This window comes from Pseudomonas sp. GD03842 (genome assembly GCF_029841165.1).
Classification (GTDB): Bacteria; Pseudomonadota; Gammaproteobacteria; order Pseudomonadales; family Pseudomonadaceae; genus Aquipseudomonas.
The window spans coordinates 29,409-50,824 of sequence record NZ_JAOCEA010000012.1 but is presented as its reverse complement, the minus strand read 5'-3'; the positions used below and the strand labels follow the sequence as shown (position 1 = coordinate 50,824).

The window sequence follows — 21,416 nt, the reverse complement described above, 5'->3', positions numbered from 1 at the left end:
TGCACCGACGACCAGACGCAGTCGTCCGATCGCGGCGCCAAATCCCACCTGCCCAGGTCAGCGTTACCGGATTTTTCCGTCGGAGGGTTTCAACTGCTCTTTATCGAAGTCATCCACATCGATGACTTTGCGTCGCGCGGCTTGCGCTGCGTGCAGTTTCTGCGCCTCGGAGGCTTGCAACACACCGGCACGCAATGCGGCGTCGACCAGCGGCTCGCCGCCAGCGGCCTTGAACTGGCCGCCTTTGACTGCTCGGTGCAGTTTTTCGTGCAAGGGGTTGGCTTCGTTCAGCAGATCGACGGCCCGCTGCAGGGCGCCAACGGGGTCGTCCTCGGAGGTCGGGCGATAACAGCCAGCCAGGATCGACTCCAGGGCGGGATCACCTTTCGCGCGGCCCAGGATGTGTGCAACTTCGGCGTCCAAGGTATCGGACGGACCTTTGTGACGGCGGCCCAGTGGAAACACTATCACCCGTAGCAGAGCGCCGACGATGCGATTCGGGAAGTTGCTCAACAGTGCATCCAGCGCACGCTCGGATTGGCCAAGGGCCTCTTCCATTGACCAGCGAAACAGCGGCACCAGTGCCTCGGGACAGTTCAAATCGTGATAACGCTTGAGGGCGGCGGAGGCGAGGTACAGATGGCTGAGCACGTCGCCCAACCGCGCCGACAGCCGCTCGCGACGTTTGAGCTCGCCGCCCAGCACCATCATGCTCAGGTCCGCCAGCATGGCGAAGGCCGCCGCCTGCCGATTCAGCGCACGGAAGTACCCTTGACTCAGACGGTCGCCCGGGACGCTTTCGAAATGACCCAAGCCGAGGTTGAGCACCAGCGTGCTGGAAGCGTTGCGCACCGCGAAACCGATGTGTTGCAGCAGCAAGTCGTCGAACTCCGCCACCGCGCGGTCATGATCCTCACGCCCGGCGAGGGCCATTTCCTTCAGCACGAAGGGGTGGCAGCGAATCGCACCCTGGCCGAAGATCATCAGGTTACGCGACAGAATGTTCGCGCCTTCGACCGTGATGAAAATCGGCGCGCCCTGCCATGAGCGTCCCAGGTAGTTGTTGGGGCCCATGATGATGCCTTTGCCACCGTGCACGTCCATGGCGTGGGTGATGCATTCGCGGCCGCGCTCGGTCAGGTGGTACTTGAGAATGGCCGAGAGCACCGAGGGTTTTTCCCCCAGGTCCACAGCGTTGGCGGTCAGCATGCGTGCGCTGTCCATCAGCCAGGCATTGCCACCGATGCGTGCCAGCGATTCCTGAATCCCCTCGAAGGCAGCGAGCGGCACGTTGAACTGCTCGCGAACCCGGGTGTACTGCCCGGTCACCAGGCTGGTGTATTTCGCCGCCCCGGTGCCAACCGCAGGAAGTGAAATCGATCGGCCCACGGACAGGCAATTCATCAACATCATCCAGCCTTTGCCGAGCATTGGTTGACCACCGATCAGGTAGTCCAGCGGGATGAAGACATCCTTGCCCGAGTTGGGGCCGTTCATGAACGCTGCACCCAAAGGCAGGTGGCGACGGCCGATGTTCACGCCCGGGGTGTCGGTGGGGATCAGCGCCAGGCTGATGCCTAGGTCTTCTTCCTCACCCAGCAGATGCTCGGGATCGTAGGCCTTGAACGCCAGACCGAGCAGCGTGGCCACCGGCCCCAGCGTGATGTAGCGTTTTTCCCAGTTCAAGCGCAGGCCGATGACCTCTTCGCCCTGCCATTGGCCTTTGCAGACGATGCCAGTATCGGGCATCGCCCCGGCATCCGAGCCCGCCAGTGGACCGGTGAGGGCAAAACAGGGAATGTCATCGCCTCGTGCGAGCCGCGGCAGGTAGTGATTGCGCTGCTCGTCGGTGCCGTAATGCAGCAGCAATTCGGCCGGGCCGAGGGAGTTGGGGACCATCACGGTCGAGGCGAGGTCGCCACTGCGGGTCGCCAGCTTCATCGCGACCTGCGAGTGAGCATAGGCCGAAAAGCCTTTGCCGCCGTAGGCCTTGGGGATGATCAGGGCGAAGAAACCGTGTTCCTTGATGTGCGCCCAGGCTTCGGGTGGCAGGTCCATGTCCTGGCCAATCTGCCAATCGCTGACCAACGCGCAGAGCGCTTCGGTCGGACCGTCGATAAAGGCCTGTTCCTCTTCGGTCAGTTGGCTTTTCGGATAAGCAAGGAGGGTGTTCCAGTCCGGACGACCGCTGAACAATTCGCCGTCCCACCAGACGGTCCCGGCGTCGATGGCATCGCGCTCGGTGTCCGACATAGGGGGCAGGACTTTCTGGAACCAGGCGAACATCGGCGCACTGAAATAGCGGCGACGAAGGTCGGGCAGGGCAAGCGGCAAGGCGACCGCCAGCCACAGCAACCAGGGGATGATCATCCAGCCATGGGCATGGCTGAAAGCCCCCATCAGCAGCAGGTACACCGCCACGACCCCCAAGGCGGGGAACGGCGCGATCCGCCGGTGGGCCAGCCAGGCCACGCCCAGCACCAGCCCCACAATCCACAACAACAGCATAAGCATCCCTCCATGATGACGGCGCCATCGAGCACCATCGGCAACCCGGGCAGCCGCTCTGGCCCGCGCATCGTTAGTGACACTGCATGGTAAAGGGAGTTCGGAGCGTGGCCGATGTGCATGAAGGTGTGGCTCGAATACCCCCTTCGCCTCGGGCCGGGTTTTTCCATCGGGCGTGACCAGGAGAGAGCCAACGGTGAATTCAGCATTCAGTGCTGTTCGATGGAGTAGACTGAGTTGCCGCAGGCATATGCCACTAACTCGTCCGATCGCGCACAGGGGAACACCTCATCATGTTGAAAATCTGGGGCCGCAAGAACTCGTCCAACGTTCGCAAGGCGTTGTGGATCGCTGAAGAGCTGGGGCTGGCGTACGAGGCGATCAACGCTGGCGGCGCGTTCGGGCTCAATAACCAGCCCGAGTACCTGGCCAAGAACCCCAATGGGGTGGTGCCGATGATTGAAGACGGTGATTTCGTGCTGTGGGAATCCAACGCCATCGTGCGCTATCTGGCCGCGCAATACGCTGCAGATTCGGCACTGTTCCCTCGCGATCCGAAGGCCAGGGCACAGGCGGACAAATGGATGGACTGGACCACCTCGACCTTCGCTACGCCTTTTCGCACCGTATTCTGGGGTGTTTTGCGCACTCCGCCGGAGCAGCAGGACTGGGCCCAGATCAACGCGGCCAAAGCGACGATCGAAGGGTTGTTGCGCATCGTCGAGGATGCACTCGCTGCACAGCCTTATCTCTCGGGATCTGAATTCGGCATGGGTGACATTCCGCTGGGCAGCTTCATTTACGCCTGGTTCGAAATGCCGATTGAACGTGTCGAGCAGCCTCACCTCAAAGCCTGGTACGAGCGTTTGCAGCAGCGTCCTGCGTTCCGCAAGGCGGTCATGACGGCGTTGACCTGATACGAAAGCGTCAGATCGATAAGTACTATCGATAGATCTCGCTGTACTTGCGCGACGTCGGCACGCAACATTGGGGTCCGCGTCGCGCTTGCCTTTGAATACTTCGGCGGCGATTGCCTCCGTTGCTCGCAACGCCCGCGTGTTTCTTTCGTTTAATTTTCCTTTCCTTTTATTGGTGTGTTTCCGTCATGAGTTCAGCCCTGTCCATCCGACAGCTAACCAAGACCTACGGCAACGGCTTCCAGGCCCTCAAAGGCATCGACCTGGATGTTGCCGAAGGCGATTTCTTCGCTTTGCTCGGCCCCAACGGCGCGGGCAAGTCCACCACCATCGGCATCATCTCGACCCTGGTCAACAAGACATCGGGCACCGTGAACATCTTCGGCCACGATCTGGACAGCCAACCGGCGCAGCTCAAACGCTCGATCGGCGTGGTGCCGCAGGAATTCAATTTCAACCAGTTCGAGAAGACCTTCGACATCGTCGTGACCCAGGCGGGCTACTACGGTATCCCCCCGAAAGTCGCCAAGGAGCGTGCCGAGCAGTACCTGACGCAGTTGGGGCTCTGGGACAAGCGCGGCGTGCAGTCGCGCTCGCTCTCGGGCGGGATGAAGCGGCGCCTGATGATTGCCCGTGCGCTGATTCATGAACCGCGTCTGCTGATCCTCGATGAACCGACGGCGGGCGTGGACATCGAACTGCGCCGCTCGATGTGGACGTTCCTCACCGAGCTGAATCAGAAAGGCATCACCATCATCCTCACCACCCATTATCTGGAAGAGGCTGAGCAGTTGTGCCGAAACATCGGGATCATCGATCACGGCACCATCATCGAAAACACCGGCATGAAGACGCTGCTCAATACGTTGCACGTCGAGACGTTTCTGCTGGACCTCAAAGACCCGCTGCCGGCCGCCCCGCAATTGGCCGGTTACCCGGCGCGCCTTGTGGATAACCACACGCTCGAAGTGCAGGTCGACAAGACCGTCGGCATCACGGCGTTGTTCAGCCAATTGGCGCTGCAAAACATTCAGGTGCTGAGCCTGCGCAACAAGACCAACCGCCTGGAGGAACTGTTCGTGGGCCTGGTGGAAAAAAACCTGTCGAAGGTGGCGATATGAGTTCGGAACTGCGCCCCAACCTGATTGCGATGAACACCATCGTTTATCGCGAAGTCCGCCGGTTCATGCGCATCTGGCCGCAGACGCTGCTGCCCCCGGCGATCACCATGGTGTTGTACTTCGTGATCTTCGGCAACCTGATCGGTCGGCAGATCGGCGACATGGGTGGCTTCACTTACATGCAGTACATTGTGCCGGGGCTGATCATGATGTCGGTGATCACCAACGCCTACGGCAACGTCGTGTCCAGCTTCTTCGGCGCCAAGTTTCAGCGTTCGGTGGAGGAGCTGATGGTGTCCCCGGTTTCGCCACATACCATCCTGATCGGCTACACCATCGGGGGTGTGCTGCGCGGATTGGCCGTGGGCGTGATCGTGACGATCCTGTCCATGTTTTTCACCGACCTGCAGGTGCATCACCTGGGCGTCACGGTGGTGGTGGTCGTGTTGACCGCGACGATCTTTTCGCTGCTGGGCTTCATCAATGCGGTGTTCGCCCGCAATTTCGATGACATCTCGATCATCCCCACCTTCGTGCTGACGCCGCTGACCTACCTGGGCGGGGTGTTCTATTCGATCAACCTGCTGCCGCCGTTCTGGCAAACCGTTTCGCTCGCCAACCCCGTGCTGCACATGGTCAACGCTTTCCGCTTCGGGATTCTGGGGGTTTCGGACATCCGGATCAGCATTGCGCTGGCCTTCATGGTCGTGGCGACCGTCGTGTTGTATTTCGGTTGCGCGCGGCTGCTGGTCAGTGGGCGCGGGATGCGGCAGTAATACCTGACCTGTAGAGGCGCGCTTGCCCGCGATTGCGTGGTGTCAGTTACCCTCCGTGTTGTTTATGCGGATGTCATCGCGGGCAAGCGCGCTCCTACGGGTTGGCGGCGGCAATCAAATTCGTGGTCTTTCAACTACGAAGGCGCTGGCGCCGTTTCCATTGCCGTCCGACCCACCAGCGCCAGTAGGCCATCGTTGCGAAGTACCCCACCACCCCCAGCACCACGCCTGCCACCACCGAGCCCAGCAGGAACGGCTGCCATAACGTCGATAATTGCCCGCTGATCCAGTCCCAGCTCATCTCGTCCGGGAAGTGCCGGGGTGGCAAGCCCATCAGCAGCGCGCCGATCTTGTACGTGCAATAGAACACCGGCGGCATCGTCAACGGGTTGGTCAGCCAGCACAGGCTCACGGCGATAGGCATGTTGGCCCGCACCCAAACGGCAAGACACGCTGCCAGCAGCATCTGCAACGGCATGGGCATCAGCGCCGCAAACAGCCCCATCCCCATGGCGCGCGCCACGGAATGTCGATTGAGGTGCCAGAGGTTCGGGTCGTGCAGCAAGGTGCCGAGAAAGCGTAAGGATTTGTGTTCCCGAATGCTGTTCGGATCGGGCATGTACCGCTTGATCAACTGGCGTGGCATACGGGAAATCCGAGGGGCTGGGCGGGGAGGTCGAGAAAGTATGCATGGATGATGGCGGATGGAAATTCAGACATTGTGACAATTAATAAATGCGCGATGGATTCAGTGCGCTAAGTCATGAAGGTGAATGTCATCGGTCGATGAAGGAAAGCCTTATGCGCACAGGGATGGTGGCGCTTGCACTGGGGTTGCTGGTGCTGCGTTTTCTGCCAGTACTACCGCCGGTCTGGTTGATAGTGGCGATGCTGTGGGTCGGGCTCATGGCCTTGCCATTTCGCACCTATCCGCTGGCGTTTTTTCTGTTCGGGTTGACCTGGGCAACGGTGTCAGCGAAAGGCGCGCTTGAGGATCGGCTGCCCGAGCGCTTCGATGGCCAGACCCTCTGGCTGGAGGGCACCGTGGTCGGTTTGCCCAGTGTTGCGGAAGGGGCCACGCGCTTTCAGCTCGACAACCTCGTGTCGCGGCGCACCCCCTTGCCCGAACGCATTCGGGTCGCATGGTATGACGGGCCGCCCGTGAACAGTGGCGAACGCTGGCGGCTGGCGGTCAAACTCAAGCGCCCGGGTGGCGTGGCCAACCCTGATGCGTTCGATTACGAAGCCTGGCTGCTTGCCCAGCGGATCGGTGCCACCGGTACGGTGGTCGACGGCACGTTGCTCGCGGCCACCGGCACAGTGTGGCGCGATGCGATAAGGCAACGCCTGCTCGCCGTCGACGCGCAAGGGCATGAGGGCGGCCTGGCCGCGCTTGTGCTCGGGGATGACTCGGGTTTGAGCGCGAAGGACTGGCAGGTGTTGCAAGACACCGGCACCGTGCACCTGTTGGTGATTTCCGGCACGCACATCGGCTTGCTCGCAGGGCTGCTATATGGCCTGGTCGCCGGGCTCGCCCGCTTGGGCCTGTGGCCCCGCGTCATCCCGTGGCTGCCATCAGCCTGTGGGCTGGCCTTCGCTGGCGCATTGGCCTATGGCTTTCTGGCCGGGTTCGGTGTGCCGGTGCAACGCGCCTGCGTCATGCTGGGGTTGGTGCTGATATGGCGCCTGCGTTTTCGCCATCTGGGCGTGACCTGGCCGTTGCTGATCGCGCTGAATCTGCTCTTGCTCGCGGATCCTTTGATCAGCCTGCGTCCCGGGTTCTGGTTGTCATTCACCGCGGTTGGCATCCTGATTCTGATTTTTGCCGGGCGACTCGGTCCCTGGCATGGGTTGCACAGTTGGTCGCGATCGCAGTGGCTCATCGCCGTCGGCCTGTTGCCGGTGCTGCTAGCCCTCAATCTGCCCGTCAGCTTGAGTGGTCCGCTGGTCAACCTGATCGCGGTGCCTTGGGTCAGCCTTTTCATCTTGCCCATGGCGCTGTTCGGCACCTTTTTTCTCGCCATACCGCCCCTTGGCGAGACATTGCTCTGGCTGGCGGGTGGTTCGATGGAGGGGCTTTTCCGCTTTCTTTCCTACATGGCGCAGGCCTTGCCCGCCTGGACGGGGCCAGCGGTCCCGGTCTGGGTCTGGCCCCTGAGCCTGTTGGGCGCCGTGCTCCTGTTGTTGCCTGCTGGCGTCCCCTTGCGTCCGCTTGGTTGGCCCATGCTCCTGCTCTGCGTGTTCGCGCCGCGGGAGGTGGTGCCGCCCGGCGAGGTCCGCGTTCAGCAACTGGACGTCGGGCAAGGGCTGGCGATTTTACTGCGTACCCGCGACCACGCCTTGCTGTACGACGCCGGCCCACGGTTTGGTGAGTTCGATATCGGCGAACGCGTGGTGTTGCCGGCGCTTCGCCGCGCAGGGATCGGGACGCTGGACGTGATGCTGCTCAGCCACGCCGACGCCGACCACGCGGGCGGCGCCCAGGCCGTAAAGCGCGCCTTGCCCGTGGTACGCACCCTGGGTGGGGACATCGAACGCATGCCACCCGGCTTGTCCGTTCAACGTTGCAACAAAGGTGAAACCTGGACCTGGAACGGGGTGACGTTTTCGACATGGCTGTGGGACCAGGCAGCGGAGGGCAACCAAGGGTCCTGTGTGTTACGGGTGGACGCCGCAGGCGAGCGGTTATTGCTGACTGGGGACATTGACGCCCAGGCCGAGCAGGCGCTGCTGGAGGAGGGTGTCGACGTGCGCGCCCGATGGCTGCAGGCGCCCCACCACGGCAGCCGGACCTCTTCGTCAAAACGTTTCCTGCAAGCGGTGTCGCCCGAAGGCGTGCTGATTTCCCGGGGCCGAAACAACGCCTTCGGGCATCCCCATCCGCTGGTCATGTCCCGCTATCGCTGGTTGGGTATCGAGACCCATGACAGCGCCGAACGCGGTGCGATTACCCTTCAATTAGGCGCCTTCGGCAAGGCGAAGGCGGAGCGGGAGGTACGGCGATTCTGGCGAGATTGAAGTGTGCGTTCGGTGATCGGCGGGTTCGGCGAGGCGTCAACCCTATGGTAGAGTGGCGCCACTTTTTTTCAGGGGGTGGTTGCTGTGTGGGAGCTGGTCAAATCGGGTGGCTGGATGATGCTGCCGATCATTTTGAGTTCCATCGCCGCCGTCGGGATCATCATCGAACGTCTGTGGACCCTGCGCGCCAGCCGCATTACGCCACCGCATCTGCTGGGTCAGGTATGGCGCTGGATTCAGGACAAGCAACTGAGCAGCGAAAAACTCAAGGAGCTGCGTGCCGATTCGCCCTTGGGTGAGATCCTCGCCGCCGGTCTTGCCAATTCCCGACACGGTCGCGAAATCATGAAAGAGTGCATCGAAGAAGCGGCCGCTCGGGTGATTCATGATCTGGAGCGCTACCTGGCGACCCTCGGCACCATCGCTGCCATGGCACCCCTGCTAGGGCTGCTGGGTACCGTCTTGGGCATGATCGACATCTTTGGCTCGTTCACCGCCACCGGCATGACCGGCAACGCCGGGATGCTCGCCGGGGGGATCTCCAAGGCGCTGATCTGCACCGCCTCGGGCCTGACCGTGGCAATCCCGACTATTTTCTTCCACCGCTATCTGCAAAGCCGGGTCGATGAACTGGTGGTCGGCATGGAGCAGGAAGCCATCAAGCTGGTGGAAGTGGTGCAGGGTGACCGTGACGTCGACTTGACCGACGCCAAACCGGACCTCAAGGCCGCTGCCCGCGGCGAGGGTCGCAAGAAGTGAAATTCCGCCGTCGCAAGCCCCGCGAGACCATCGACATCAATCTGGTGTCGCTGATCGACGTGGTGTTCATCCTGCTGCTGTTCTTCGTGGTCACCACCACGTTTACCCGCGAAACCCAACTGCGTGTGGACCTTCCCCAGGCGGTGACCGGGGCGTCTGCCGACGATGTCGATAAAAAGCACGTGGACATCACGATCAACGCCGATGGCGTCTATTCGGTGAACAACACCCTGTTGGCCGACAGCAAACTCGAGACCCTGATCGACGCCCTGCAGAAAGAGTCGGGCGGCGACACCAGCCTGCCGTTGTCCATCAGTGCGGATGGAAAGACGCCGCATCAAGCGGTGATCACGGCCATGGATGCGGCGGGCAAGCTGGGTTTCGCCCACCTGCGCATGACCACTGTCGAGGCGGCTTCGGCTAACTGATGGCACTCACCGATCGCTTGCTCGATGCCTGGTACAACGGCCATCCGGCGCTGGTCCTGTTGCGGCCGCTGGAAGCCCTCTATCGACGCGTGGTCAACCGCAAGCGGGCACGCTTCGTCGCCGGTGCAAGCGAGGTGTACCGGCCGACGGTGCCCGTGATCGTCGTGGGTAACATTACCGTGGGTGGCACGGGGAAGACCCCGCTGATTCTCTGGATGATCGAACACTGCCGCCAGCAGGGCCTGCGCGTTGGCGTGGTCAGTCGCGGTTATGGGGCCAAACCTCCCAGCCTGCCGTGGCGCGTCCATGCCGATCAGCCGGCCGAACAGTCCGGAGACGAGCCGCTGCTGATCGTCAAGCGCACCCAGGTGCCGCTGATGATCGACCCTGATCGTGCTCGCGCCGTACGGGCGTTGCTCGCGGCAGAACCACTGGACCTCATTCTCTCCGACGACGGCTTGCAGCATTATCGGCTCGCTCGCGATCTGGAGCTGGTGCTGATCGATGCCGCGCGAGGGCTGGGCAATCGCCGTTGCCTGCCCGCCGGTCCGCTGCGCGAACCGGTCGAGCGGCTGAACAGCGTCGATGCGCTTTTGTACAACGGCGCACGCAGTGACTGCGACGACGGTTTCGCGTTTCATCTGCAGCCCTCTGCGCTGGTCAATCTGGTGACGGGAGCGCGCGCGGGGCTGGATCATTTTCCAGCCGGTCAGGCCGTGCATGCCGTGGCGGGCATCGGTAATCCGCACCGTTTCTTCAATACGCTCGAAGGACTAAACTGGCGGCCGGTCCCACATGCCTTCCCCGACCATGCCCAGTTCACCGCAGATGCCCTGGCGTTCACGCCCTCCCTGCCGCTGGTCATGACCGAGAAAGACGCTGTGAAGTGCACCCCTTTTGCAGCGCCGGACTGGTGGTACCTGGCCGTGGAAGCGGTACCTTCTCCGGCCTTCGTCGATTGGTTCGATACGCAGTTAACCCGGCTTCTGCCATGACTCGCTCAGGATTTTTTATGGACACCAAATTGCTCGACATCCTTGCCTGCCCGGTCTGCAAAGGCCCGCTCAAGCTCAGCGCCGATAAGACCGAGCTGATCAGCAAGGGCGCAGGCCTGGCTTATCCGATCCGTGATGGCATTCCGGTCATGCTGGAAAGCGAAGCGCGCACCCTGACCACCGAAGAGCGGTTGGACAAATGACGGCTGGATTCACCGTTGTCATTCCGGCGCGTTATGGCTCCAGTCGTTTCCCCGGCAAACCGTTGAAAACCATCGCGGGCAAGCCGATGATCCAGCACGTCTGGGAACAGGCGCGCAAAAGCAGTGCGCAGCGCGTGGTCGTGGCCACCGATGACCCGCGGATCGTCGAGGCCTGTGAAGGGTTCGGAGCCGAAGTGCTGATGACGCGTGACGACCACAACTCCGGGACCGACCGGCTGGCGGAGGTGGCCGCGCAACTGGGCCTTGCCAACGATGCCATTGTGGTGAACGTGCAGGGCGACGAGCCGATGATTCCACCGGCGGTGATCGACCAGGTCGCCGAGAACCTCGCCGCCCATCCCGAAGCCCGCATGTCGACGCTGGCCGAACCGATCGAGGATGTCACGGCCCTGTTCAACCCGAACGTGGTCAAAGTCATTGCCGACATCAATGGCCTGGCCCTGACCTTCAGCCGGGCGCCGCTGCCATGGGCTCGCGATGCCCTGGCCCGAAGTCGCGACGAATTGCCCGAGGGCGTGCCCTATCGCCGTCACATTGGCATTTACGCTTACCGCGCCGGGTTCCTGCACGATTTCGTCAGCTGGGGGCCGTGCTGGCTGGAAAATACCGAAAGCCTCGAACAACTGCGGGCGCTTTGGCACGGCATGCGCATTCACGTGGCCGATGCAGTGGAGGCGCCCCCTGCTGGCGTCGACACAGCAGAAGACCTCGAGCGCGTTCGACGCTTGCTGGAGGCCTGATCGTGCGTGATCGTCGTGCTCAGGTAATCACAGCGCAGGCCTGCTCATGAGCCTGGATATCCACGCTGACATTTCGCTCAAGCCCTTTAACACGTTTGGCGTCGATGTCAGGGCGCGGCTGTTCGCCGAGGCCCATTCGGATGCCGATGTCCATGAAGCGCTGGCCTATGCCGCCGAACATCGTCTTGAGGTGCTGGTGATCGGCGGCGGCAGCAACCTGTTGTTGACCCGGAACGTCGACGCCCTCGTGCTGCGCATGGCCAGTCGTGGGGTCCGGATCGTTCGCGAGGATTGCGACATGGCCATTGTCGAAGCGGAGGCCGGCGAGCCTTGGCATCCTTTCGTTCAGGACATGCTTGCCAGGGGGTTGTCAGGGCTGGAAAACCTGAGCCTCATCCCGGGCACCGTCGGGGCTGCTCCAATGCAGAACATTGGCGCCTATGGCGTGGAGCTGAAGGATGTTTTCCACAGCCTGACAGCGCTGGACCGCGAGACCGGCGAACAGCGCGAGTTCGATCTCGCTGCGTGTGCATTCGGTTACCGCGACAGCCTGTTCAAACATCAGCCGGGCCGCTGGCTGGTGCTGCGGGTGCGTTTTCGCTTGAGCTATCCGGCCAGGTTGAACCTGGATTACGGCCCGGTGCGTCAGCGCCTGCAGGAGCAAGGTGTCACGGAGCCAACGCCGATGCACGTGAGTCGAGCGATTTGCGCGATACGCAGCGAAAAATTGCCTGACCCGGCCGTGCTGGGCAATGCAGGCAGTTTTTTCAAGAACCCCCTGGTGTCTGCCGAGTTGGCTGCGCGAATTGGCGAAGCTCACCCTGGGCTGGTGGCTTATCCACAGGCCGACGGCCAAGTGAAGCTCGCCGCGGGTTGGTTGATCGAGCAGGCAGGCTGGAGGGGGTATCGGGACGGCGATGCCGGGGTTCACGCGCTTCAGTCACTGGTGCTGGTGAATTACGGCCGTGCGACCGGACGCGATCTGCTGAATCTGGCAGAGCGCATCCAGACCGATGTTCACGCCCGCTTTGGGGTTACGCTGGAGATGGAACCGAACCTCTATTGAAGGACGCTTGCGATCGCCATTCCGTTGCCCGAGCGTCTTTCGGGGCATCAGGCAACGCATGGCACGCCCCATTTGGCCTGACGTTTGCATTTTCGATTGAAAACCTCCGATCAGAGATAACCCATGCGTGAAACCCTGTGCGCCATCGTCCTTGCCGCGGGGCAGGGGGCACGTTTCCGGCAGGTTGCCGGCGCCCATCGCAATAAGCTGCTCGCCCAATGCATGGGCCGCGACGGTGTCGAGCGTGCCGTACTCGAACATGTGCTGGAAAATCTGCGAACGGTCGTCGATAAGACCGTCCTGCTGACGCGTCCCGAGTACACCAGCGTGGCAGAGCTGGGCTTGCGCCACGGCTGCGAGGTGGTGGTGCTGGATTCGCCCGGAATGGGCGACAGTATCGCAGCGGCGGTGGCAGCCGAGCCCGATCACCGTGGCTGGTTGATCGTCTTGGGCGACATGCCATTCATTCAAGTGGAGACCCTGGAGTGCGTGGCGCAATCGTTGACCGCTGATCTCATCAGCGTTCCGGTCCATGGGGGGCAGTATGGCCATCCGGTGGGTTTTGGGCGCAGTTTCGGTCCGGCGCTGAGGGGGCTGGCAGGAGAGAAGGGTGCCAGGCGCCTGTTCCAGGGTGTCGAGGTCAACCAGCTGTTGGTCGATGACCCAGGCGTGTTGTGGGACGTGGATGTACCCGCCGCACTGGTTTTCAAATAAGCCGGTCGTGTTCCCGACAAGGGCGGCAACCTGTAGCGCCTAAATGGCGCGCATTAAAAAGCCCCACCTGTGTGACACAGGCGGGGCTTTTTACGTGCCGCTGATATTACAAGGACTTAGGCGCTTTGCTTTCGTCCAGTTCCTCACCGTTTTCAGTCACGACCGCCTTGGCAGGCTCGTGAGTGACGGGCGACGATGCTGCCGGTTCAACGGTGACTTCTGCTGCCACCGGGGCCGGTACCTCTGTCGACGATGTGGCGGCGGCCTCGGCTTGCTTTTGCAGGCGCTCGGCTTCCAGACGACGGCGACGAACCTCGCGAGGGTCATTCGCTGCCCGGCCGGTGCTGGCCATCGGCAAGGACGGCTTTTCGGTGCTCGCTGCAGTGGCTGCTGGCGCCGCTGCAGGCGTCTCGACCGAAGCCGGAGCGGCTGCGACGGGCGCTTCCACCACAGGTTCGGCAGCTTTTGGAGCTTCCACTGGCGCAACGGCAGGGGCCTCAACGACAGGCGCTGGTGCTTCCGGGGCTGGCTCGGCGGCTGGCGCTTCCGCCGCGATTGCTGCGGGCGTCTCTGCCTGTGCGGCCGCCTTCACTTGGCGCTCGAACGGGCTCAGCGAGGCGTCGAATTGTGCCACTTCAACTTCAGGCATGACCGAACGTCTGGCCGGTGCCGCTGGCTGTTCCACGGCCGGCGCTTCAACGTGTTCGGCAGGTGCAACTTCTGCCGCCGCGGATTCCACCGCTGCGGTAGCACGTTCAGCCTGATGCTGGGCTTCGGCTTCTGCCGGAGCACTGATCACCACTTCGGCAACCGCTTCGGTCACGACCAGACCCGCTGCGATTTCCTCGCTCGAACCCTCTTGACGGACCTCGCCGCTTTCGCTGCCTTCCGAACCTTCGATCACATTGCCATCGGCGTCACGCTGGCGCTCACGGCGGTTGCTGCGACGACGTTGCCCACGGGAACGACGACGAGGGCGATCGCCTTCGGCGTGCTCCTGGTTGTCGTCGTGCTGTTCTTCGTTGTTCAACAAAGCTTCGTCATCAACGGCCGCGACTGCCTGCTCTTCACGCGGCTTGCGCTCTTCGCGCGGCGCGCGTGGCTGACGCTCTTCACGTGGCGCGCGCTCCGGACGCTCTTCGCGCGGTGCGTTGGCGGCCGGTGCGGCGTCCAGTGGCTCGCGCAGTTCGCGCACACGTTCTTCCCGCGGCTTGCGGTCTTCACGTGGTGTGCGTGGCTGACGCTCTTCACGCGGTGCACGTGGAGCGCGTTCTTCACGAGGTGCGCTGTCGTCACGCGTTTCACGCGGCTCGCGCGGCGCGCGTTCTTCCCGGTCGACACGCGGTGCACGTTCTTCGCGCGGTGCGCGTTCTTCACGCTCGGCACGCGGAGCACGCTCTTCACGCGGCTTGCGCTCTTCATCGCGACGGCCATTGCGATTGCGGCTCTGCTGACGACCGTTGCGGCGCTCTTCATTGCGGGCAGGGCGCTCGGTGGCCGGTTTTTCGACGGCGGCGACCGGCGCAGCCGGCTCTTCCTTGCTGGCGAACAGGCTGACCAGCGACTTCACCAGGCCTTTGAACAGGCTTGGCTCGTGAGCCACAGGGGCCGGTGCTGCAGCGGCAGGTTCAGCCACTTCGGTCGGGACCGGAGCGTTGGCGCGAGCGGGTGCGGTCTTGACGGCTGCTTCCTGACGGACCAGGGTCCGGGTCGCGGCGGTTGGCTGAACTTCTTCGGCTTCGGCGGCGGCAGCAGCGATTTCGTAGCTGGACTGCAGGCTGTGGGCTTCCGGGCTGTCGTCGCGCAGGCGCTGCACTTCGAAATGCGGCGTTTCGAGGTGGTCATTCGGCAGAATGACGATGCGGGCCCGGGTGCGCAGTTCGATCTTGGTGATCGAGTTGCGTTTTTCGTTGAGCAGGAAGGCGGCGACCGGGATCGGGACCTGAGCGCGCACTTCTGCGGTCCGGTCTTTCAGCGCTTCTTCTTCGATCAGGCGCAGGATCGCCAGCGAAAGCGACTCGACATCACGAATGATGCCGGTGCCGCTGCAGCGCGGGCAAACGATGCCGCTGCTTTCGCCCAGTGATGGGCGCAGACGTTGGCGGGACATTTCCAGCAGGCCGAAACGCGAGATGCGACCGATCTGCACGCGGGCGCGGTCGGCTTCCAGGCATTCGCGGACTTTTTCTTCCACGGCGCGTTGGTTCTTGGCGGGGGTCATGTCGATGAAGTCGATGACGATCAAGCCGCCGATGTCCCGCAGACGCAGTTGGCGGGCGATTTCCTCGGCCGCTTCAAGGTTGGTCTGCAGGGCGGTTTCTTCGATGTCGCTGCCTTTGGTGGCACGCGCCGAGTTGATGTCGATCGACACCAGCGCTTCGGTCGGGTCGATGACGATGGAGCCGCCGGAAGGCAGTTCGACCACGCGCTGGAAGGCGGTTTCGATCTGGCTTTCGATCTGGAAGCGGTTGAACAGCGGAACGCTGTCTTCGTAGAGCTTGATCTTGCTGGCGTATTGCGGCATCACCTGGCGGATGAAGGTCAGAGCTTCTTCCTGGGCTTCGACGCTGTCGATCAAGACTTCGCCAATGTCCTGGCGAAGGTAGTCGCGGATGGCGCGGATAATGACGTTGCTTTCCTGGTAGATCAGGAACGGGGCAGCGCGGTCTTGAGACGCTTCCTTGATAGCGGTCCACAGTTGCAGGAGGTAATCGAGGTCCCACTGCATTTCTTCGCTGCTGCGGCCGAGGCCGGCGGTGCGCACGATCAGGCCCATGTCGGCGGGGGCGATCAGGCCGTTCAGCGCTTCGCGCAGTTCGTTGCGTTCTTCGCCTTCGATGCGGCGCGAAATGCCACCGGCGCGCGGGTTGTTCGGCATCAGCACCAGATAACGACCGGCCAGGCTGATGAAGGTGGTCAGGGCCGCGCCCTTGTTGCCACGCTCTTCCTTCTCGACCTGGACGATGACTTCCTGGCCTTCGCTCAGGACTTCCTTGATGTTGACGCGACCTTCCGGGGCTTTCTTGAAGTATTCGCGGGAGATTTCCTTCAGCGGCAGGAAGCCGTGACGTTCGGAACCGAAGTCCACGAAAGCGGCTTCCAGGCTCGGCTCGATACGCGTGATCCGGCCTTTGTAGATGTTGGCCTTCTTCTGTTCGCGGGCCCCGGATTCGATGTCCAGGTCGTATAGGCGCTGGCCGTCTACCAGCGCAACACGCAACTCTTCGGGTTGAGTTGCGTTAATCAGCATTCTTTTCATGTAGTACCGTCGGTTTCCGGGCTGCCGGAAACGGCGTTCGGCACACACGACTTCTCACGGTCGGTGTCAGGGCGCGTCAGGAGTGCTTGGACACTCCAGTGTCTAGCGATGTCCGGCCAGAGGGGCCATCGTCGCGACGACGTTTCCTGCTTGCTGTGGTGACAAATGACACCCTGTCAGCAAAAGCTTTGTCAGGAGGAGGAATCAACCATCGGTAGCGGACGATATGAAGCGTCTTGATTAAAGCCTTTTGCTACACAGTCCGACGGTTGTGCGTCTCCACCCCACACGTATCCCTGATAATTCGGGTGCTGCCGCGCGCTGAATCCGCAGCGGGTTTGCATTCACGCGATCTTCGATGGGAAGTTCGCGCCTCATGGCTCAAATTAAGGCGTGGTTTGCGCAGCATTCGCTCGAAGTAACCGCCCGTGACTGCACTTTGTGAACTGCCCTTGAACGTGGGCCTCGATGGCGAGCGTTTCACTCTGCGATCGGGCTTGTTTCAGGCCTCATGTCACCTGCGCTCGTTACACCGGCTGGCCGTTCGTTGTCACCGAAAGCCCCGTAGGACGGCCTCGCGCCCTTGTGAATTGCGTTGGTCAGGGCCGGTATTCTTACCGTTTATCCGCTGCCCAGGCCGCTTTTGGCGGCGTTCGCGACTATAGCAGCAATCATTAAGTGCTTCAAATCCATAAAAAATTGTTATGATTTGCGCCATGACGAATATCACCCCTCCAACCCCCGGCGTTCAGCTGGTTGAGGTTGCGCCGGAACTTGCCGGTCAACGCATCGATAATTTTCTGATCACCTACCTCAAGGGCGTTCCCAAGACCTTGATTTACCGCATATTGCGCAAAGGCGAAGTGCGGGTGAACAAGGGGCGGGTCAAGCCGGAATATAAAGTCCAGGCGGGCGACATCGTGCGTGTTCCCCCTGTGCGCGTGCCCGAGCGTGACGAGCCGGTACCGGTAGCACAGGGGCTGTTGCAGCGGCTGGAAGAGGCCATCGTTCACGAAGACAAGGGGCTGATCGTGTTGAACAAGCCCGCTGGGATCGCGGTCCACGGCGGCAGCGGGCTCAGTTTCGGGGTCATCGAAGCCTTTCGTCAGTTGCGCCCCGATGCGAAGGAGCTGGAGCTTGTTCACCGGCTGGACCGGGACACCTCAGGGCTGCTGATGATCGCGAAGAAACGCAGCATGCTGCGTCATCTGCACGAGCAATTGCGCGGCGATGGCGTCGACAAGCGGTACATGGCGCTGGTGCGCGGCCACTGGCCGACTTCGCAGAAGCAGGTGCGCGCGCCGCTGCTCAAGAGCAACCTGCGGTCCGGTGAGCGCATGGTTGAAGTGAACGATGAGGGCAAGGAGGCGCTGACGCTGTTCAAGGTCCTGCGCCGCTTCGGCGATTTCGCGACCATGGTCGAGGCGCGTCCGGTGACTGGGCGGACGCATCAGATCCGGGTGCACACCCTGCACGCCGGTCACAGCATCGCGGGTGACAGCAAGTACGGCGACGAAAACTTCAGCCGTGAGATTCGCGACCTGGGTGGCAAGCGCCTGTTCCTGCATGCCTACGCGCTGACCGTGCCCCTGCCTGATGGCGGGAAACTCGAGTTGCAGGCGCCAGTCGACGACATGTGGGCCAAGACCGTGGAGCGATTGAGTGCGTCCTGATTATGAACTGCTGATCTTCGACTGGGACGGCACGCTGTCCGACTCCATCGGGCGCATCCTCGACGCCATGCGGCAGGCCGCCAACCTTGCGGGGCGGCCCGTGCGGGACGACCAGGCCATCAAAGGCATTATCGGTCTGGGCCTGCCCGAAGCGATCCGGACGCTCTATCCCGACATCTCCGGCAACGACCTTCTCGATTTTCGTCAGCACTATGCCGACAGCTACATGGCCATGGATGCCGAGCCGTCGAAGCTGTTCGATGGGGTGCGTGAATCGCTGGAAGCCTTCCGCGCCGAGGGATACCGGCTGGCGGTGGCGACCGGTAAGGCGCGTCGTGGGCTGGATCGCGTACTCAAGGCGCATGGCTGGCTCGATTATTTCGATGCCACTCGGGCCGCAGATGAAACGGCCAGCAAGCCCGATCCATTGATGCTCAACCAAATCCTCGATCATTGTGGCGTCAAGCCGGAGAAGGCCTTGATGGTCGGCGACGCGTCGTTCGACTTGATGATGGCGAACAATGCGGGAATGGATGCAGTCGCCGTCGGTTACGGCGCGCAGTCGCTCGAGGCGCTCCTGGCGTACAAGCCTCGACTGACGATCGGGCACTTTTCCGAATTGCGCACATGGTTGGGTGCGTAGAGCGTTGAGTAGGCGTTATGAGCTCGGGCGTCCGCCTGCTTTCGGCGGGTTTGATCGAGCGCAGCCTTATTACAGACTTTTGGCCAAATCTTAGTTGTCGGGGTAAATGATCTATGTCGGACGAATGGAAATCGCCGTCTTCGCAAGCGCAAGACGACACGGGTGATGCGAAAAGCTGGAAGCTGCTGGAGAAGACGCTACTGGCCAACGTTCAGGAGCACCGTCGCACCCGGCGGTGGGGCATCTTCTTCAAATCACTGACCTTCATTTATCTGTTCGCGGCATTGGCACTGTTCTCGCCGCTGATGGAGTTCGGCAAGGGGGCGTCGCGTGGTACCAGCCATACGGCCTTGATCGACGTGAAAGGCATGATCGCCGACACGGAGGCCGCCAGCGCCGACAACATCGTCACTGCCTTGAGGGCAGCGTTCGATGACGAAAAAACCAAGGGCGTGATCCTGCGTATCAACAGTCCGGGCGGCAGTCCAGTGCAGTCCGGTTACATCTACGATGAAATCCGCCGCCTGCGCGCCAAGAAGCCGGACATCAAGGTGTACGCGGTCATCAGTGATCTTGGCGCCTCGGGCGCTTATTACATCGCTAGCGCCGCCGATGAGATTTATGCCGACAAGGCCAGTCTCGTAGGCTCCATCGGGGTGACGGCTGCCAGTTTCGGCTTCGTCGGAACCATGGAAAAACTGGGAGTCGACCGTCGGGTTTACACCTCCGGCGAGCACAAGGCCTTTCTCGATCCCTTTCAGCCGCCCAAAGCAGACGAGACTGCGTTCTGGCAAGGTGTTCTGGACACCACGCACAAGCAATTCATTGCCAGTGTGAAAGCCGGGCGTGGGGATCGACTGAAAGATAAGGACCATCCGGAGCTCTTCTCGGGGCTGGTCTGGACGGGAGAGCAGGCGGTCGGGCTCGGGCTGGTCGACGGCCTGGGCAGTTCCAGCTATGTAGCGCGCGAAGTGATTGGCGAGAAAGAAATCGTCGATTACACCGTTCAGGAATCGCCCCTGGACCGATTCTCCAAAAAGATTGGCTCCAGCGTCGCGGAAAAGATCGCCATGTGGGCGGGGTTCGGTGGGCCTTCTCTGCGCTGAAGCTATCGAACTGAGAAAAAACCCGGCCGTTGGTCGGGTTTTTTGTGGCAGCTCAGGCAGTCAGGGGATTTGCACACCTTCGGCCATCAGCATGTCCACCAGCCTTATTAAAGGAAGGCCGATCAGGCTGGTTGCATCGGGCCCCTCGGTGCTCCGGAACAGGCTGACGCCGAGGCCTTCTGCCTTGAAGCTGCCTGCGCAGTCGTACGGGCGCTCGGCGTCCAGGTAGCGGGCAATGCGTTCGGCGCTCAGTTCGCGCATGTGCACGGTAAACGGCACGCAGTCCACCTGACAGTGGCCGGTCTGGCTGTTGTACAGCGCAACGCCCGTCAGGAAGCTCACGCTTTTCCCGCTGCTGGCGGTCAATTGCTCGAGCGCTTTATCCAAGGTGTGCGGCTTGCCAAGAATCCGCTCGCCCAGTACGGCCACTTGATCGGAACCGATGATCAGGTGGTCGGGATACAGCCCTGACAAGGCCTTGGCTTTTTCCTGCGCCAGGCGCTGGACCAATGCAATGGCAGGCTCGTCGTCGCGACGGCGCTCGTCGATGTCCGGCGATGCACAGACGAACGGCAGGCTGAGGCGAGCGAGCAATTCCCGGCGGTAGGGCGAGCTGGAGGCAAGAAGCAAAGGCAGCATGGTGGTCTCCGAAACAGAAGGGGCGAGTGTAATCAGCGGGCCAGGTGCCGAACAGCCCTGAATTTCCTTTGACAGCCGCCGGGGTCGTCCCTAGAATGCTGCGCCTATGTTGAATGACCCGATTCCACCTCACGTTGACCCGCGCAAATTAGCCGATCGTGGCGCCTCTCTCGAAGGTGCGCTGCCGCTGGCCGATTTGGAGAGACTCTGCGACCCGCTTGCTGACAATCTCGGTACAGTGCAGGCGAAATTCGTTTTTGAGCGAGATGAGCGACGCGCTGTGGTTTTTCACAGTGAAATCGACGTCGAGGTCAAAATGGTTTGCCAGCGTTGTCTTGAGCTGGTCACCCTGCCGATCCATAGCGAATGCAGTTACGCCGTGGTCAAGGAGGGTGCAGACACCCAGTCGTTGCCGAAAGGCTATGACGTGCTGGAACTCGGCGAAGATCCATTGGATCTGCTGGCGTTGATCGAGGAAGAGCTGTTGCTCGCCCTGCCCATCGTGCCTGCTCATGATCCGAAAGAATGCCAGCAGCCGGCGGGCCTCGATGAGCCCGAGCCGAGCGTGGACGAGGTAACGCGGTCCAACCCGTTCAGTGTATTGGCGCAGTTAAAGCGTGACCCAAACGTTTAGGAGTTAATCAATTATGGCTGTTCAGCAGAACAAAAAATCCCGCTCTGCCCGTGACATGCGCCGTTCGCACGACGCTCTCGAGGCTAGCGCTCTGTCTGTAGAAAAAACCACTGGTGAAGTTCACCTGCGTCACCACGTATCGCCAGAAGGCGTGTACCGTGGCCGTAAAGTGATCGACAAGGGCGCTGACGAGTAA

Annotated in this window: 20 protein-coding genes; 16 read left to right on the top strand and 4 right to left on the bottom strand. The window is 61.8% G+C overall.

Translation table 11 applies throughout. The features are described from left to right. Window positions 1-63 precede the first annotated feature (63 nt). Complete coding sequence (locus tag N5D61_RS17525) at window positions 64-2,508, bottom strand: acyl-CoA dehydrogenase (protein ID WP_279893677.1); 2,445 nt, start codon at window positions 2,506-2,508, stop codon at window positions 64-66. 293 nt (window positions 2,509-2,801) lie between these two features. Between N5D61_RS17525 and N5D61_RS17520 the strand changes: the two genes are divergently transcribed. From N5D61_RS17520 to N5D61_RS17510, 3 genes are all read left to right on the top strand, one after another. Then, window positions 2,802-3,425, top strand: coding sequence for a glutathione S-transferase (locus tag N5D61_RS17520; protein WP_108237154.1), 624 nt, complete (start codon window positions 2,802-2,804; stop codon window positions 3,423-3,425). Between the two features lie 188 nt (window positions 3,426-3,613). Continuing rightward, complete coding sequence (locus tag N5D61_RS17515) at window positions 3,614-4,546, top strand: ABC transporter ATP-binding protein (protein ID WP_108237153.1); 933 nt, start codon at window positions 3,614-3,616, stop codon at window positions 4,544-4,546. Next, window positions 4,543-5,322 carry an ABC transporter permease gene (locus N5D61_RS17510; protein ID WP_279893676.1) on the top strand — a complete coding sequence of 260 codons (780 nt, stop codon included), beginning with the start codon at window positions 4,543-4,545 and terminating at the stop codon, window positions 5,320-5,322. The genes N5D61_RS17515 and N5D61_RS17510 overlap by 4 nt, the downstream gene beginning before the upstream one ends. A 130-nt stretch (window positions 5,323-5,452) precedes the next feature. Here N5D61_RS17510 and N5D61_RS17505 read toward each other — a convergent pair whose 3' ends face one another. Continuing rightward, window positions 5,453-5,968, bottom strand: a complete 516-nt coding sequence (locus N5D61_RS17505; protein ID WP_108237151.1) for a DUF2062 domain-containing protein — start codon at window positions 5,966-5,968, stop codon at window positions 5,453-5,455. A 155-nt stretch (window positions 5,969-6,123) separates the two neighbouring features. Between N5D61_RS17505 and N5D61_RS17500 the strand changes: the two genes are divergently transcribed. The 8 genes from N5D61_RS17500 (at window position 6,124) to N5D61_RS17465 (ending at window position 13,266) form a co-directional block, all read left to right on the top strand. Further along, window positions 6,124-8,340, top strand: a complete 2,217-nt coding sequence (locus N5D61_RS17500; protein ID WP_279893675.1) for a DNA internalization-related competence protein ComEC/Rec2 — start codon at window positions 6,124-6,126, stop codon at window positions 8,338-8,340. Window positions 8,341-8,424: 84 nt separating this feature from the next. Next, window positions 8,425-9,099, top strand: coding sequence for a MotA/TolQ/ExbB proton channel family protein (locus N5D61_RS17495; RefSeq protein ID WP_108237149.1), 675 nt, complete (start codon window positions 8,425-8,427; stop codon window positions 9,097-9,099). Continuing rightward, a complete protein-coding gene (locus tag N5D61_RS17490) occupies window positions 9,096-9,527 on the top strand; it encodes a biopolymer transporter ExbD (protein WP_279893674.1) in 432 nt (143 codons plus the stop codon). The genes N5D61_RS17495 and N5D61_RS17490 overlap by 4 nt, the downstream gene beginning before the upstream one ends. Beyond that, window positions 9,527-10,522, top strand: a complete 996-nt coding sequence (gene lpxK / locus N5D61_RS17485) for a tetraacyldisaccharide 4'-kinase (protein ID WP_279893673.1) — start codon at window positions 9,527-9,529, stop codon at window positions 10,520-10,522. Before N5D61_RS17490 ends, lpxK begins: the two co-directional genes overlap by 1 nt. Before the next feature lie 17 nt (window positions 10,523-10,539). Then, window positions 10,540-10,725, top strand: a complete 186-nt coding sequence (locus N5D61_RS17480) for a Trm112 family protein (protein ID WP_108237146.1) — start codon at window positions 10,540-10,542, stop codon at window positions 10,723-10,725. After that, on the top strand, window positions 10,722-11,486 hold the full coding sequence (kdsB, locus tag N5D61_RS17475) for a 3-deoxy-manno-octulosonate cytidylyltransferase (RefSeq protein ID WP_279893672.1): 765 nt from the start codon (window positions 10,722-10,724) through the stop codon (window positions 11,484-11,486). The genes N5D61_RS17480 and kdsB overlap by 4 nt, the downstream gene beginning before the upstream one ends. Before the next feature lie 46 nt (window positions 11,487-11,532). Then, entirely contained in the window at window positions 11,533-12,552 is a 1,020-nt protein-coding gene (gene murB, locus N5D61_RS17470) for a UDP-N-acetylmuramate dehydrogenase (RefSeq protein ID WP_279893671.1), read from the top strand. Window positions 12,553-12,675: 123 nt separating this feature from the next. Further along, entirely contained in the window at window positions 12,676-13,266 is a 591-nt protein-coding gene (locus tag N5D61_RS17465) for a nucleotidyltransferase family protein (RefSeq protein WP_108237143.1), read from the top strand. 106 nt (window positions 13,267-13,372) lie between these two features. Here N5D61_RS17465 and rne read toward each other — a convergent pair whose 3' ends face one another. Then, window positions 13,373-16,525, bottom strand: a complete 3,153-nt coding sequence (gene rne / locus N5D61_RS17460; RefSeq protein WP_279893670.1) for a ribonuclease E — start codon at window positions 16,523-16,525, stop codon at window positions 13,373-13,375. 716 nt (window positions 16,526-17,241) lie between these two features. On the opposite strand from rne, the gene rluC reads away from it, so the two are divergent. From rluC to sppA, 3 genes are all read left to right on the top strand, one after another. Beyond that, the gene (gene rluC / locus N5D61_RS17455) at window positions 17,242-18,198 is read left to right on the top strand and encodes a 23S rRNA pseudouridine(955/2504/2580) synthase RluC (protein ID WP_108237141.1); all 957 of its coding nucleotides are present in this window, start codon (window positions 17,242-17,244) and stop codon (window positions 18,196-18,198) included. Further along, window positions 18,188-18,841 (top strand): HAD-IIIA family hydrolase, encoded by a 654-nt coding sequence (locus N5D61_RS17450; protein ID WP_279893669.1) that lies wholly within the window; start codon window positions 18,188-18,190, stop codon window positions 18,839-18,841. Before rluC ends, N5D61_RS17450 begins: the two co-directional genes overlap by 11 nt. A gap of 113 nt (window positions 18,842-18,954) precedes the next feature. Further along, window positions 18,955-19,947 carry a signal peptide peptidase SppA gene (gene sppA / locus N5D61_RS17445; RefSeq protein ID WP_279893668.1) on the top strand — a complete coding sequence of 331 codons (993 nt, stop codon included), beginning with the start codon at window positions 18,955-18,957 and terminating at the stop codon, window positions 19,945-19,947. 60 nt (window positions 19,948-20,007) lie between these two features. Here the strand turns inward: sppA and N5D61_RS17440 are convergent, their stop codons facing one another. Beyond that, window positions 20,008-20,586, bottom strand: a complete 579-nt coding sequence (locus tag N5D61_RS17440; protein ID WP_108237138.1) for a nucleoside triphosphate pyrophosphatase — start codon at window positions 20,584-20,586, stop codon at window positions 20,008-20,010. A gap of 106 nt (window positions 20,587-20,692) precedes the next feature. Between N5D61_RS17440 and N5D61_RS17435 the strand changes: the two genes are divergently transcribed. Together N5D61_RS17435 and rpmF are read left to right on the top strand one after the other, a co-directional pair. Then, window positions 20,693-21,220, top strand: a complete 528-nt coding sequence (locus N5D61_RS17435) for a YceD family protein (protein WP_108237137.1) — start codon at window positions 20,693-20,695, stop codon at window positions 21,218-21,220. A gap of 13 nt (window positions 21,221-21,233) precedes the next feature. After that, complete coding sequence (rpmF, locus tag N5D61_RS17430; protein WP_010447173.1) at window positions 21,234-21,416, top strand: 50S ribosomal protein L32; 183 nt, start codon at window positions 21,234-21,236, stop codon at window positions 21,414-21,416.